The sequence below is a fragment of the Bacillus sp. FSL K6-2839 genome, from assembly GCF_038003365.1.
Classification (GTDB): domain Bacteria; phylum Bacillota; class Bacilli; order Bacillales; family Bacillaceae; genus Bacillus.
In genome coordinates this window covers 1,020,844-1,033,849 of the sequence record NZ_JBBOOZ010000001.1, presented here as the reverse complement: position 1 = coordinate 1,033,849, position 13,006 = coordinate 1,020,844, and the positions used below count along the sequence as shown (strand labels likewise).

Genomic DNA, 13,006 nt, shown 5'->3' with positions numbered 1-13,006 from the left:
ATTAACACTCCCATTTATCAATGACATCTTTCAGTTTACCTGTTAGTTGATCTGCGGCGAGCTCACCTGCTTCAATCATCTCCTGCACCTGTGTAAATGCACTCGAGCTAAATGTTTCAAGCCTCGGCCGGATCATGACATCAGCGTGAATGGTTTGATGACGGACCAATTCATTTTGAAGGATGTCCAAACTTTGCATAATCACATCCGATAATCTCGTCGCCTTTTCTGTTTTTTTCACCCTTGATACATCAGAGGCGATAATGAGGTCCGCGCCCATTTCTTTTAAAACAGACACAGGAATGCGGTCAACAACCGCTCCATCGACTAGCTGTCTGCCGCCCATTTCATGAGGAACAAACACGCCCGGAATGCTGATGCTTGCTCTGACTGCTTGTGAAACAGACCCTTTTTTAAACACGACCTTCTCCCCTGTCTCGAGGTCACAGGCAACCACCGCAAGGGGCATTCTTAATTCTTCAAATTTCTTCCCATATGTAAACGTGTGAATCAGCTGCAACATTCGATTCCCTTTTAAAAGACCGATTTTTGGCAGTGTATAGTCAGCATAATACTTTCTTCTGAAGACAAGTGCAAGTTTTTTCATTTTTTCTACGTCTTGTCCTGCCGCATAAAAGCTCCCAACAAGTGCGCCAATACTGCTGCCAGCGATCATATCTACCTGAATTCCTTGTTTCTCAAGACTAGATAAAACTCCGATATGCGCCATTCCCCTCGCACCCCCGGAGCCTAACGCAAGTCCAATGACTGGTCGCCTCATGAAAATCCACCCTCCTCTTTTCTATGCATATATACGAATCTATTGGTCTAAACATGCCCCTTCTGCTCGTATAGTAATAGAAGACAGGCTCGGCTAGTGTCTTTCTTTTTTGATCACGAGCTCGCCAATAGATCATAACAGCAAGGGGCGAAATCTCCATGAAAAAATGGAACACTCTGTTCATCGCTGCTTTTTTTATCTTTTTAACAGCCACTGTGATTACACATCCACAAGCCTCTTTGCAAGCGTCTAAAAATGGACTTGCAATGTGGTGGGAGGTTGTATTTCCATCATTGCTTCCTTTTTTTATTTTGTCCGAGCTATTAATTAGTTTCGGGATTGTCAGATTTGTCGGGGTATTATTAGAGCCATTTATGCGCCCCATCTTTCGAGTGCCTGGTGTAGGGGGATTTGTCCTAGCAATGGGAATGGCATCAGGCTTCCCTTCTGGTGCAAAATTAACCACAAGACTCAGGCAGGAAGGACAACTGACACAAATCGAAGCAGAGCGCCTCGTTTCTTTTACAAATTCATCGAATCCATTGTTTATTTTCGGTGCGGTGGCTGTTGGTTTTTTTCATCACCCGGCTTTAGGGATTGTTTTGGCATGCGCACATTATTTAGGGAATCTCGCTGTTGGTGTGACGATGCGGGGATATAAAGCGCGGCATGATGCACATCTGAGAAGCCGTAAGCGATTTTTATTCCCACCGTTTCAAGAGGCATTCAGCGCTCTTCATACAGCAAGACTCGCAGAGAAAAGACCGCTCGGCCAAATTTTAAGTGATGCGGTGATGTCATCAGTCCAAACTCTCTTTATGATTGGCGGCTTTATTATCTTATTTTCTGTATTTAGTAAAATGCTGTCAGTTGTTCATGTGACGGACCTCTTATCCATAGGGATCGGATATATGCTGCAAACGATGCATCTTCCGCCAGAATTAGATCTTGCGATGATTGCCGGTTTATTTGAAATCACATTAGGAAGTCAGCTGACAGGGTCACAGGAAGTCACCCTTCTTGCTAAAACGATTGTCGTCAGCTTTATATTAGGATTCAGCGGGTTTTCTGTTCAAGCTCAGGTCGCCGGCATTCTGGCGGCAACAGATATACGCTTTAAACCGTTTTTCTTCGCTCGTTTGCTTCACGGAATTTATGCAGCTGTTTTTGCCTTTTTATTGTTCAAGCCTCTTTATGTCTCTCGTTCTGACATGGCTCTCCCAGCAGGTGCCTTTGAAGCAAGCCAGCAGGTCGTCATGTACAGCAGTGTGCTTTGGAATCAGCTTGTGACAGCTGGCCCATTGATCACGCTATGCAGCTTGATCTTGTATATCGCGCTATACTATCAGAAATTAAAAAAAGGATGAGTGCACGGTGCACTCATCCTTTAAATTTTTCTTTCAGCGCTGCTTCTACCTCTTTTGGGACAAGATCTTTGACTGATCCATGATATTTCGCTACTTCTTTGACAATGCTGGAGCTTAAGAAGGAATATTGATTGTTGGTCATCATGAAAAACGTTTCAATTTCATCGTTTAACACTTTATTCATTGATGTGCCTTGCATTTCATATTCAAAGTCCGTCACAGCTCTTAATCCGCGTAAAATGACTTTGGCTTCTTTTTGTTTCGCATAATCAATAAGCAGACCGTGAAAGGATTCAACTTTGATATTTGGCAGATCCTTCGTCGCCTGGCGAATGAGCTCACACCGTTCTTCAACGGTAAATAACGGTTGTTTGGATGAGTTATTTAGTACACATACATACACTTCATCAAAGATCTTTGCACCTCTTTTGATGATATCCAAATGGCCCAATGTGACTGGATCAAAGCTGCCCGGACAAACGGCTATGTTTCCCATGCTTTAATTTCCCCGCTTTCTATAGATCGTAATACCAGTCAACCCGTACAGTTCCTGTCTTGATATGTAAAGCTGTCCAGCTTCCTCTGGCAGTGTGACGTCCTTATCATGCTCACACACGATCACGCCGTCATCTGTTAATAAGGCATGCTCGTCAATCATTTCAAGAAGTGCTTTCAGCTGTTGATCTTTATAAGGCGGATCAAGAAAGATCGCTTGAAAGGATTCGTCACGTTTCACAACGGCTGAGAGTGCACGCTTTGCCTCGTTTCGAAACACTTCACTTTGATCGAGCAGCGACAATTGATTGAGGTTTCCTTTAATCGTCTGAATTGCCTTCATATCTCGATCAACGAAAATGCAATGATCGAATCCTCTGGAAAGCGCTTCAATTCCTAAACCACCGCTTCCCGCAAATAAATCAAGGGCCCATCCGCCATCAAAATAAGGGCCGATCATATTAAATATCGATTCTTTTACTTTATCTGTCGTCGGTCTTGTTGATTGACCTGGTACCGCTTTAAGTGTGCGGCCTTTTCTCGTTCCAGAGATGACTCTCATTTTCCCACCACTTTTTCTGCTTGCTTCTATTGGTTATTGTTTATGACAAAAAATTCAACATTATCTTACCACAACACTCCGCAGGGGACAATCAAGGATTTTCATTCATTTTCTATGTATAGATCAAGGAATGCGGGGTCATACTATTTATAACAGCATCTGATGTGGTGCTGTTGCCAACCGCGGAGAAGACTTACGTTTCCCCATAAGTTCTTCCTCCGGTTTCTCCTCTCCCTTTGCCTTCTCCTTAATGAATCATTAAGAATAGAAGGACCCCGCGGGTGATGCCGCGGGGATTTTTTTGTGTCTTTAAAAGCCCACTTTATAATCATACTCTTTTGCTTTGTCCAATTTGGATTCGTACTCTAATTTAATAAAAGGTTTATATGAAGGCTCAACACGCTTCACAAATGGCAATGAGCTGAGCTTAGCCATATGACGCTCGAGATCATTCTTATCACAATAGATCACTGCATACTTCATTTTCCTTGAAATATAGTGAACATTTCCAAATTTTCTTAGCGCCTTTGACTGCTTTAACGAATGCAGCCAAACGACCATCCCTTGACGTTTGGTTTCCATCTTTTCACCTGCCGCTTTTTCAATTCTTTTCAGTCATTATGTAAAAGACGAGACATTCAAGTCTCGTCAAGATACTTTACAGCCACAGCTGCCACCTGATCCACAGCCACCGCCGCATGATGATAGACCATCAAAATATGGGTTCCCTGTTGGAACTTTGATATATGCTGATACAGCTTGACCGATTTCAATACTAATCTCATCTAAGATGGATTGAATCGCTGTTTCTGCTTTTTTGAAATCAACCACTGTATCGTGAAGATCTAACTTTCTTTTGACCTCACGCATTTCCTTTGAGATCGTTCTATAGTCCGGATGGTATTTGCCGAACCGCTGCACATCCTCATATTGCTCTTTTACTTTTGTAAAATGGGCAATAATTTGTTGGGCTTCTTCGTCTTGCTGGAGACGCTTAAAGCAGTTGCGGTAATGTTCAGCCTCCTCCGACTGAAGAATCATGGCAGCCAATTGATTCGCTTCCTCTTGGAGCTCCACAGATTCGATTGTCGCATACATAAATGTTGCACCTCCAATTCATAGTTTACCACGAAACCTATGGATCAGAAAATGCTTTTACGTGACAAATACATCCCATGTTTCTCTTTTATGCTTATATTCTGGATGACGGGAATTGAGCACAACGGTCATTTTATGCTTTCCTTTTGAAAGATGCTTGACCACAAATGCAGCAGTATACTCATTGCCTGCACGTTTTCCGTCTACATACACTGTAAAATATCCCGTCTTCTCATTCTTTTTTAGACGCGAAGGTTCAAGATGAAAATCTTGTAGTGTACTTTCTATATAGACAGAAGACCCCTGCACTTTGTATTTTAAAAAGCCTTGCTGCTTCATTTCGCTTTCGGCTTGCTGCATCACTGGTACAGCTGGATCTTGCTTCATGACTTGCTTCTCTCCATGTTGACTTTGACACCCGGTGACAAGAAAAAGCAATGCGCATATTGACAGCATCCATTTCATCTTCTGATTCTCCTTTCATCTACTTTTATAGGATGCTCAGGAAATAGACATCTTAATCAACTCAAAAAAGCCTCACCCGGCTCCATTTTGATTGCGCATTGCTTGGAACATTTGAATCATCATTTCAGCCATTTGAACACTGTTGCTCAACTGACTCACACGATGAGGAATGGTTTTTTCGTAAAAATTCATTTTATCTAATTCAAAGGACGATAGCTTTTCAGGATGTCGAGTCAGCTGTCTGTACCAGAGTGGACGCTGTCTGATGAATTTGATTCGATCCTCTTCGGCCATGACAAACTCCTGTACTTCTTTCCGCACCAAAAGCATCCCCTTTCAATTAATCTTTCCTGAAGGAGAATGGGTGCTGACTGCCTCCAGATGAACCTTTTTTTGAGCCATTTGATGAAAATTGTCCGAGTAAGCTTTGTAAAGAGGAAATAGACTGGCTCATTTTGTTGATTTGTTCATTCATTTGATCAGCGTCCATTTTTTTCACAGCAGAAACCATTTTAGACATAAAATCTGCTTTTCCCAATTCACTTGGCTTAGAGGCTTTTTCTTCTTTACCGCCTTTAGATTGCGTTTGCCGGTAAGGAGACCACATCTCGTCTTCTTCACCAAACATGATCCAATTTTCGTATACACTTTGCCAGCTTTTTTCTTGCGTTTGCACATCTTGAATTAACTTCGGATGGCGTCTGACGAATTGTTTAAATTCATCAATGGATGTTTGTTTTTGTTTGTTTGTCATATCCTCACCCCCCATACAAATGCCTACTATACTATATACACCAGCAGCTATTTTGGTGAGCCTCTTTTTCAATCAAAAAAACAGCTGCGATTGTGCAGCTGCTTTCGTTTAAGATGTTTTCTTGATGAAGTTTTGGGTGTAATATTTTTCTTTCACACCTACGCCAAGGTGTGTGTAATCTTTATTTAATAACGCCTTCCTGTGACCTTCACTATTGAGCCAGCCTTCTACCGCTGCAGGTCCATCTACATAATTATAGGCAATGTTTTCACCTGCGAGCTGAAATGCCACCTCGCCTCTTTCTAACCGGTCTTTCAGCGTACCGTATTTTTTAGATTCATGGGAGAAATAATGACTCTCTTTCATGTCCTCACTATGCATGAATGCCACTTCAGAGGTTTCATCATCCCACCTTAAGGTCGGCAGTTTGTACTTATGACGGATAATATTGGTCATATCAAAAATTTGTTTTTGACTGGAAGCTTCGATCTCTTTCCATTTTTCACCTGATATTGCCTCAGGTTCTATCAATTGACCACGATAGACGACCTCATATGGCTTTTGTTTCACAAATGTATCTGCGTTAAACGCCCTGATACTTGAAAGAGTGCTTTCAAACTTATCCATGTAAAGCTGAACATACACATCATCTGCCACTTTCACAGTGGGTCTTGTATTCATATCATCTTCTGAGAATTCAAAGCGGTATGAATTTTGTTCATCCTCTACATGAATGTAAGGTGCAATTTGTGTTTTTTTAAATACTTCACTTGTGGCTTGACCGATTTTAAACGGTTCGACATTGAGCCCGTCTCCTGTTGCAAACAGGGTCACCACTTTACTATCCTTTACCCCTACTTGAATATAGTGCTTCTTCGATTGGTTGTATATCCACCAGTCATAATCATATGCGGAAGGATCAATGCGATCTGGTTCTCCCAGCTGTTTAAGCACTTCGTTTGAAGATTTCCCCATAAAGGACATGAGCCCCTTTTTCGGGATGTTGATCGGCTTATCGCTAGATGTTTCTTCATTAGACACCTTCGGTTCATTGCTGTTTTCTTTTTCTGGTGAAGATCCATATTGAATAAACAGAACGTACGTTCCAGATATAATCAGGAGGATGAGGAGTGTTTTGAGCACAGTTTTCAAATAAACACCTCCGTTAAATTGGCAAGGTACAAAAAGTACCTTCTACTGTCATTTAAACAAAACTCGCTTCATTTATCAACGACAATACAGCCTATTTAACACGAATTTAAAATATGCCCCTCTTAATGAAGAAATCCTTGCCCGTGATCTTGATCCTGTTGAGAGATTTCTGTCAGTGCATCTCCCGCGCGATCATTTGATAAATCTTCGACTGATAAATCTCCAAGAGCGACAATCCCTGTTAATGCGCCATTTTTCACAACAGGAATGCGGCGGAGCTGGTGCTCTGACATCAGCCGGACAATTTCTTCAAGCGTTGCATCTTCTTCAGCTGTCAGTACTTCCTTCGTCATCAGCGAGCCCACTTCCTGTGAGTTTGGCTTTTTTTCTGCAATGCCTCTGAGTACAAGGTCACGGTCTGTCACTATGCCAACGAGCTGATCTCCGTCAACCACCGGAATGGCCCCAATGTCCGCGTCTCTCATTTTGACTGCCGCTTCATACGTATTGTCGTCTTGCTGGCATGTCACTACTTTTTTTGTCATAATATCTTTGATTTTTTTCGTTTTCACATCGATTCCTCCATCTGTTATTTTCTTTATTACTGTAACCAGGTTATAAAAGAACATACCTTTCACAGTTGAAAGTTTAACGCTTTCATACTATGATTGTCAGTAAAGGGAATTTTTATAAGGAGGGGTTTTGGGTGAAGTTTGAAGGTACGGGGATTGAAAAGGTAGCAGCTGACTTAAATAAATTAGATTTCATCATGGAAAGTGAAGGATTTGTACGAGCCGATCAATGGGATTATGAGCGTGTGACGTACGACAGAAAGTATAACATGGTAGAGGGAACCTTTTATTTACGGATTTCCGGCTACGCCACCGAAGGAGATGTTGGTTCCAAAAGAGCACACATACAGCTTCTAACACCTTTACTTGGAAAACATTATTATCCGCACGGTGTTGAATACGGCGAAGGCGAAGATTTCCCTAAATCTCTCATCCAATCAAGCAAGAAAACGCTTGAACAGCTGAAAGATAAACTAGAAGCAATGACTGCTGAAGCATAAAAAAAGACAAAGGGCTAAAATCAAGATCATTTTAGCCCTTTGTCAACAATCTGAGCACAGCCATACGGCTGTGCTTTTTTCATTCATATTTCGGAATCAGCGCATCTGGTACGGCATCTTTCGCTCTTTCTTTTCTTGCCCAGTCAAAGAACACAACAGCAAGGATCGAGCCGTACACAATCTCCTGAATAATTTTCATCAAAATCGCGCCTAGCTGCTGGTCCTCTAGCAGCGGCAAGGTATGGAACATTTCAGGACCTGTGAGCGCAAGGCCTGCCAGCATATCACTTGGCACGCATAAGTGCAGTGCCTGTATCCAAGCGCCAGCATCAGAATAGGTTGCATAGATCGGTGCCTCACTAAACATGATGAGAGCACACGCAGGAGTCATCAATATTCCGTCTGCCATGATATAACCAAGCTTTAAAATGCCTGTAATCTGCGGCTGACTTTGGACTTTATGAACGAGCGGCCACCACATGAAAAAGGCAGCGATAAAAATGACCACCGTCATCAACGCATGATAAAACGGATCTGTTTTCACAAAATCAAACACAAGCGGAATGTGATACATCGAAAACAAGCCGTTAAATCCAAGCAATGCAATTAAAGGCTTGGAAAACAAACGAAAAATTTGCTGAATGCCTGGTGTTTGTATGATCCGCTCCCAAATGGCCGCAGGTAATCCTGTAATAAGGAGAGGCGGAATGACTAAATAGAGCACCGCCATTTGCGCCATATGTGCACTAAACATAATATGCCCCATTAAATCAATTGGGCTTCCTTTCACGGCGTATAACAGGACAAGCCCCGTCAGAAACAACGTTTTCTCTTTCACCGTCGCACGGTGCTTTCCCTTTGTCACAAGAAGCAGATAAAGAGCAGCTGCTATGACAATACTAGTCAAATAGTAAGGGCTCCATAATGCCCGAAATCCGAATATTTCTAAGTTCTCCATTGCTGCGCCTCCTTCAAGGGCAAAGCGGGCTTACCACCAAATAATGGTCAAAAAGGCTAATACGGTAATAAACGCGACAAACACACCTGAGTAAAGAAACAATGCGGGTGTTTCATGCCCTTTTTGGTTCATGTGCATAAAATAATAAAGCTGAAAAGCCACCTGAATAACTGCAAGCAGTAAAATAAATGGTACTGCGAACCAGTTCCCAACGTCTTCAGAAGCGATTGTTAAAAAGGCAACAAAGGTTAATCCAATCATCAAGCCGAAAGAAATGAGCTGATGCTTCATTTCTTCGGCATTTTTCTTTTTACGGTATACAAGATCGACTTTAGACTGATTTGTGTTTTTATTTCCCATTCTTATCCCACCATTCCCATTAAATATACAACGGTAAAGATGAAGACCCACACAACATCAATGAAGTGCCAATACAGACTTGCCACATAATATTTCGGCGCATTGTATAAATCGAGTCCGCGTCTCATATTTCGAATCATAAGAGCGGTAATCCAGCAAAGTCCGAAGGCGACGTGAGCCCCGTGAGTTCCGACAAGTGTATAGAAGGAAGAACCAAGAGCTGAGCTGGTAATTGTAAATTCATACGCATGCACATAATGATAGAACTCATAAATCTCAACCCCTAGAAATGAAGCACCTAATAGCACAGTCACGCCAAGCCAAAGCTGCATCTTTTTAAAGGCAAAGTTTTTCATATGATACATTGCATACACACTCGTTAAACTGCTCGTCAGCAGAAGCATCGTGGCAATAAAGACAAGTGTGAGATCAAACATATCGGTTGTTTTTGCTCCGCCTGCATTAGAGTTTTTCAGCGCCAAATAAGTGGCAAAGAGCGATGCAAACAGAACGGTTTCTCCCCCAAGAAACAACCAGAACCCGACGAACTTATTCTTTCCTTCTAACGTGGCTTTCTCAGGAGAAGCCGGAAAGGTTTCTGCTGTCATTTTTTGTGGTTCCATTATGCTTTCACCCCTTTATCATCGTCATCGGTCAAATCTTCTTTGTGAATATGGTACCCATGATCATCTTTAAGAGAGCGAACCAGCATGGTCGCAAATGTAATGCCAAGACCAATGAAAATCACTGGAAGTCCCCAGCTGTGCTCTTGACGATACATGAAGCCAAACGCTGAAACAAATAGACCGAATGAGATAATGACAGGTAAGATGGAATTATTCGGCATGTGAATATCATCAAGCGGTTCAGATGCTGTCATTCCTGTTTTACCATCCATTTTTTCAATCCATAAAGGATCTAGTCCTCTGACAAGCGGAAGCTGTTTAAAGTTGTATTCTGGCGGAGGTGAAGACACTGCCCATTCAAGCGTTCTTCCGTCTCCCCAAGGATCGCTCGATACACGCTCTCCTTTTGCTGTAGTCCAGATGATGTTAATCAGCATGATGACAACAGCTACAAACATAAACAGTGCCCCAATCGTACTGATCAAGTTCCCAAGGTCTAGCCCCTGACCTGGCAGGAATGTAAAGACTCGGCGCGGCATGCCCCAAAGCCCGAGAAAATGCTGGATAAAGAAGGTTAAATGGAAACCGATGAAAAACAGCACAAAGCCAATTTTCCCAAGCTTCTCATTCAGTATTTTTCCAAACATCTTCGGCCACCAGTAATGCACACCAGCTAAAATACCGAATACGACCCCGCCAATAATGACGTAGTGGAAATGCGCCACGACAAAGTACGTATCATGGAACTGATAATCTGCTGCAGCTGCTGCAAGCATGACTCCGGTTACCCCGCCAAGTAAAAACGACGGTATAAAGGCAACGGAATACAGCATCGGCGTTGTAAACTTCACATTACCGCCCCATATGGTGAGCAGCCAGTTGAATACTTTAATTCCTGTAGGCACCGCAATCGCCATTGTGGCTACAGCAAAGATCGCATTGGCAATCGGACCAAGTCCTGTTGTGAACATGTGATGCGCCCATACCATGAATCCAAGGAAACCAATCAATACAGTAGCGAACACCATGGACGAATACCCAAACAACCTTTTTCTTGCAAACACTGGAATGATTTCAGAGAATATTCCGAATGCTGGCAGGATTAAGATATATACTTCTGGGTGTCCGAAAATCCAGAACAAATGCTCCCAGATGATTGTATTTCCGCCGAGCTCTGGATTGAAAAAGCTCGTATCAAACATTCTATCAAGCATCAGCATCGCAAGCCCTGCTGTAAGTGGCGGGAATGCGAATAAAATCAGTGCTGAGGCGACAAATGTCGTCCATGTAAAGAGCGGCATTCTCATATACGTCATACCAGGCGTTCTCATATTAATAATCGTTGCAAGAAAGTTGATCCCGGCAATCAGCGTACCAATACCCGCTATCTGCAAACCTAAAATATAGAAATCCATGCCGTGCCCTTCTGAATTCAGCGTGAGCGAGGCGTATGCAGTCCAGCCTGCATCAGGTGATCCACCCATAAACCATCCAAGGTTTAAGAAAATTCCTCCGAAAAAGAACAGCCAAAAACCAAGTGAATTCACAAACGGAAACGCTACGTCACGTGCACCAATTTGAATGGGTACAACCGCATTCATTAATGCAAATAAAAGCGGCATTGCTGCAAGGAAAATCATCGTTGTTCCATGCATCGTCATGACTTCATTGTAAAACCCTGCACTTACAAAATCATTTTCAGGGATGGCTAGCTGAATACGGATAATCATCGCTTCCAGGCCGCCAATTAAAAAGAAAAATCCCCCTGCCACTAAATATAGTACGGCAATTTTTTTGTGGTCAACCGTCGTTAAGTAATCCCATAAGACAGCGCCAAACCCCCGCTTTTTAGCTATTGTACTCACCATGAAATCCCCCTCTTATCTCCCATTTGCCCCTTTTCATATAGATGTCTATCTTAACTTTACACAGACTGTGTCTGACAGATGGCTACTCTCGGTTGTAGAGACATATTCGGGAGCTCTTAACAAAAACTTCACATCGATCACATACCCTCTTGCACATTCGCATTAGAAATTACTCGATTTTAAGTCCTTTTAAATACTCATAAAGTGCATCTGCTTCTGAGTCATTTAATTTAGGGTACGTCCCTGTCATTTTATTCCCTGGTTTAAAGCTCTCTGGATCTTTCAGCCATGCTTTCACATTTTCTTTGTTCATATCTTTGATTCCAGCTACTTTCGTTCGGTCTCCGAAGGTCGCAAGGTTTGGTGCCGTCCTTGCCGCTTCCGGCCGTTCGTCACCAGGCTCTACTGCATGACAGCTCAAGCAGTTTTTCTCTTTAAATAATTTTTCACCTTCAAGAGCGAGATCTTTTGTGGATGTAGGCTTCTTGTAATCAGCCATTTTTTTCGTCCATCCTAAAAACTCATCTTGAGAAAGCGTTTTAACTTTAAAGTCCATTAAAGCATGCGAGGGACCGCAAAGCTCTGCACATTTCCCGTAGAAATATTCTCCTGCATCTTTCGTTCGTTTTGAATCAAAGGTTAAATAAAACTTGTTTTCATTTTCTGTGTTTGTATCAATTTTACCGCCAGCCGATGGAACCCAGAAAGAGTGTTTCACATCGGATGCTTTCAGCTTAAAGTACACCTTTTGATCTGTCGGTACAATCAATTCCTGACTTGTGACAATCCCATAATCAGGGTATTCGAATTCCCACCAATATAAACTGGCTCTTACATTGACAACAAGTGTCTTTTCAGGATCTCGTTTTTTCTTATCCATAGCGCTTGTATCCCCAAGCTCAAGCGTGTATGCCACAACAGGCACAACGAGAATAATGAGGAGAAGAATCGGAATCGCTGTCCACGTAATTTCTAGGTTACGGTTCCCTTCCACCTGCTTTGGAATCGTATCTTCTCCCACTTTAGAACGTTTGAATTTAATGATGACGTAAAAGAAAATGATCGATACAACAATGACGACAAGAACCATAATGAGTGTACTCAGTACCGTTAGGAAAAACTGTTTATCTGCTACTTCCCCAACTGGTTTGAGTGTTGATAAGTATGGTTCACCACAGCCCGCCAAAACGAGCGTCAGTAAGAGAAACAGTGAATAAACACGCCATTTTCTTATCATAATTTGTCCCAACCCCTTTTGCTTGATCTCCTTTGCCTTTCGCTTTTTACCTCTTATTTATAAAATCACTTTTCACCCATTCATAACCCCCGCCTCTTATAAAAGCACTTACATTTCCTCTTTTCATAAAAAAATGATGTTTTTACTCAAAATACCATCTATGTATAAACAGAAAGCCGCCTAAATAGAACTGAATATCAGGCGGCTTTCA

At 42.2% G+C, this 13,006-nt stretch carries 17 protein-coding genes; 2 read left to right on the top strand and 15 right to left on the bottom strand.

The window, feature by feature from the left end; all coding sequences use genetic code 11:
* Position 1: 1 nt before the first annotated feature.
* Complete coding sequence (locus MHH26_RS05015; RefSeq protein ID WP_034662583.1) at positions 2-781, bottom strand: patatin-like phospholipase family protein; 780 nt, start codon at positions 779-781, stop codon at positions 2-4.
* A gap of 158 nt (positions 782-939) precedes the next feature.
* Between MHH26_RS05015 and ylbJ the strand changes: the two genes are divergently transcribed.
* Complete coding sequence (gene ylbJ, locus MHH26_RS05010) at positions 940-2,148, top strand: sporulation integral membrane protein YlbJ (RefSeq protein WP_307499570.1); 1,209 nt, start codon at positions 940-942, stop codon at positions 2,146-2,148.
* 13 nt (positions 2,149-2,161) lie between these two features.
* Here the strand turns inward: ylbJ and coaD are convergent, their stop codons facing one another.
* The 9 genes from coaD to MHH26_RS04965 all read right to left on the bottom strand — a co-directional run bounded on the left by coaD (position 2,162) and on the right by MHH26_RS04965 (position 7,219).
* Complete coding sequence (coaD, locus tag MHH26_RS05005) at positions 2,162-2,644, bottom strand: pantetheine-phosphate adenylyltransferase (protein WP_034662590.1); 483 nt, start codon at positions 2,642-2,644, stop codon at positions 2,162-2,164.
* Positions 2,645-2,647: 3 nt separating this feature from the next.
* Positions 2,648-3,235, bottom strand: a complete 588-nt coding sequence (rsmD, locus tag MHH26_RS05000) for a 16S rRNA (guanine(966)-N(2))-methyltransferase RsmD (protein ID WP_307500658.1) — start codon at positions 3,233-3,235, stop codon at positions 2,648-2,650.
* Between the two features lie 279 nt (positions 3,236-3,514).
* Positions 3,515-3,787 carry a YlbG family protein gene (locus MHH26_RS04995; RefSeq protein ID WP_340972635.1) on the bottom strand — a complete coding sequence of 91 codons (273 nt, stop codon included), beginning with the start codon at positions 3,785-3,787 and terminating at the stop codon, positions 3,515-3,517.
* A 66-nt stretch (positions 3,788-3,853) separates the two neighbouring features.
* Positions 3,854-4,303: a YlbF family regulator gene (locus tag MHH26_RS04990; protein ID WP_007499807.1), complete on the bottom strand. Its 450-nt coding sequence runs from the start codon at positions 4,301-4,303 to the stop codon at positions 3,854-3,856.
* Between the two features lie 57 nt (positions 4,304-4,360).
* The gene (locus tag MHH26_RS04985; RefSeq protein WP_307499569.1) at positions 4,361-4,768 is read right to left on the bottom strand and encodes a hypothetical protein; all 408 of its coding nucleotides are present in this window, start codon (positions 4,766-4,768) and stop codon (positions 4,361-4,363) included.
* A gap of 72 nt (positions 4,769-4,840) precedes the next feature.
* Positions 4,841-5,089, bottom strand: a complete 249-nt coding sequence (locus tag MHH26_RS04980; protein WP_034318044.1) for a YlbE-like family protein — start codon at positions 5,087-5,089, stop codon at positions 4,841-4,843.
* Between the two features lie 19 nt (positions 5,090-5,108).
* A complete protein-coding gene (locus MHH26_RS04975) occupies positions 5,109-5,522 on the bottom strand; it encodes a YlbD family protein (protein ID WP_340972633.1) in 414 nt (137 codons plus the stop codon).
* Between the two features lie 108 nt (positions 5,523-5,630).
* Complete coding sequence (locus MHH26_RS04970; RefSeq protein WP_095285115.1) at positions 5,631-6,674, bottom strand: CAP domain-containing protein; 1,044 nt, start codon at positions 6,672-6,674, stop codon at positions 5,631-5,633.
* A gap of 122 nt (positions 6,675-6,796) precedes the next feature.
* Positions 6,797-7,219 (bottom strand): CBS domain-containing protein, encoded by a 423-nt coding sequence (locus MHH26_RS04965; RefSeq protein WP_034663862.1) that lies wholly within the window; start codon positions 7,217-7,219, stop codon positions 6,797-6,799.
* 161 nt (positions 7,220-7,380) lie between these two features.
* Between MHH26_RS04965 and MHH26_RS04960 the strand changes: the two genes are divergently transcribed.
* Complete coding sequence (locus MHH26_RS04960; protein WP_060596179.1) at positions 7,381-7,746, top strand: YugN family protein; 366 nt, start codon at positions 7,381-7,383, stop codon at positions 7,744-7,746.
* A gap of 79 nt (positions 7,747-7,825) precedes the next feature.
* Here MHH26_RS04960 and ctaG read toward each other — a convergent pair whose 3' ends face one another.
* The 5 genes from ctaG to coxB form a co-directional block, all read right to left on the bottom strand.
* Complete coding sequence (gene ctaG, locus MHH26_RS04955) at positions 7,826-8,704, bottom strand: cytochrome c oxidase assembly factor CtaG (protein WP_060596178.1); 879 nt, start codon at positions 8,702-8,704, stop codon at positions 7,826-7,828.
* Positions 8,705-8,734: 30 nt separating this feature from the next.
* On the bottom strand, positions 8,735-9,064 hold the full coding sequence (gene ctaF / locus MHH26_RS04950) for a cytochrome c oxidase subunit IVB (RefSeq protein ID WP_003211520.1): 330 nt from the start codon (positions 9,062-9,064) through the stop codon (positions 8,735-8,737).
* A 2-nt stretch (positions 9,065-9,066) separates the two neighbouring features.
* Positions 9,067-9,687 carry a cytochrome c oxidase subunit III gene (ctaE, locus tag MHH26_RS04945; protein ID WP_034662610.1) on the bottom strand — a complete coding sequence of 207 codons (621 nt, stop codon included), beginning with the start codon at positions 9,685-9,687 and terminating at the stop codon, positions 9,067-9,069.
* On the bottom strand, positions 9,687-11,558 hold the full coding sequence (gene ctaD / locus MHH26_RS04940) for a cytochrome c oxidase subunit I (protein WP_034662613.1): 1,872 nt from the start codon (positions 11,556-11,558) through the stop codon (positions 9,687-9,689). Before ctaD ends, ctaE begins: the two co-directional genes overlap by 1 nt.
* A gap of 169 nt (positions 11,559-11,727) precedes the next feature.
* Positions 11,728-12,795, bottom strand: a complete 1,068-nt coding sequence (gene coxB / locus MHH26_RS04935) for a cytochrome c oxidase subunit II (RefSeq protein WP_034662616.1) — start codon at positions 12,793-12,795, stop codon at positions 11,728-11,730.
* Positions 12,796-13,006 lie beyond the last annotated feature (211 nt).

Excerpts from the sequence above, each read along its gene's own strand:
- MHH26_RS04995 (WP_340972635.1), bottom strand. The coding sequence starts at position 3,787 with ATGGAAACCAAACGTCAAGGGATGGTCGTTTGGCTGCATTCGTTAAAG.
- MHH26_RS04975 (WP_340972633.1), bottom strand. The coding sequence starts at position 5,522 with ATGACAAACAAACAAAAACAAACATCCATTGATGAATTTAAACAATTC.
- MHH26_RS04990 (WP_007499807.1), bottom strand. The coding sequence starts at position 4,303 with ATGTATGCGACAATCGAATCTGTGGAGCTCCAAGAGGAAGCGAATCAA.
- MHH26_RS05015 (WP_034662583.1), bottom strand. The coding sequence starts at position 781 with ATGAGGCGACCAGTCATTGGACTTGCGTTAGGCTCCGGGGGTGCGAGG.
- coaD (WP_034662590.1), bottom strand. The coding sequence starts at position 2,644 with ATGGGAAACATAGCCGTTTGTCCGGGCAGCTTTGATCCAGTCACATTG.
- MHH26_RS04965 (WP_034663862.1), bottom strand. The coding sequence starts at position 7,219 with ATGACAAAAAAAGTAGTGACATGCCAGCAAGACGACAATACGTATGAA.
- ctaD (WP_034662613.1), bottom strand. The coding sequence starts at position 11,558 with ATGGTGAGTACAATAGCTAAAAAGCGGGGGTTTGGCGCTGTCTTATGG.
- ctaE (WP_034662610.1), bottom strand. The coding sequence starts at position 9,687 with ATGGAACCACAAAAAATGACAGCAGAAACCTTTCCGGCTTCTCCTGAG.
- MHH26_RS04985 (WP_307499569.1), bottom strand. The coding sequence starts at position 4,768 with ATGAAATGGATGCTGTCAATATGCGCATTGCTTTTTCTTGTCACCGGG.
- coxB (WP_034662616.1), bottom strand. The coding sequence starts at position 12,795 with ATGATAAGAAAATGGCGTGTTTATTCACTGTTTCTCTTACTGACGCTC.
- ctaG (WP_060596178.1), bottom strand. The coding sequence starts at position 8,704 with ATGGAGAACTTAGAAATATTCGGATTTCGGGCATTATGGAGCCCTTAC.
- ylbJ (WP_307499570.1), top strand. The coding sequence starts at position 940 with ATGAAAAAATGGAACACTCTGTTCATCGCTGCTTTTTTTATCTTTTTA.
- ctaF (WP_003211520.1), bottom strand. The coding sequence starts at position 9,064 with ATGGGAAATAAAAACACAAATCAGTCTAAAGTCGATCTTGTATACCGT.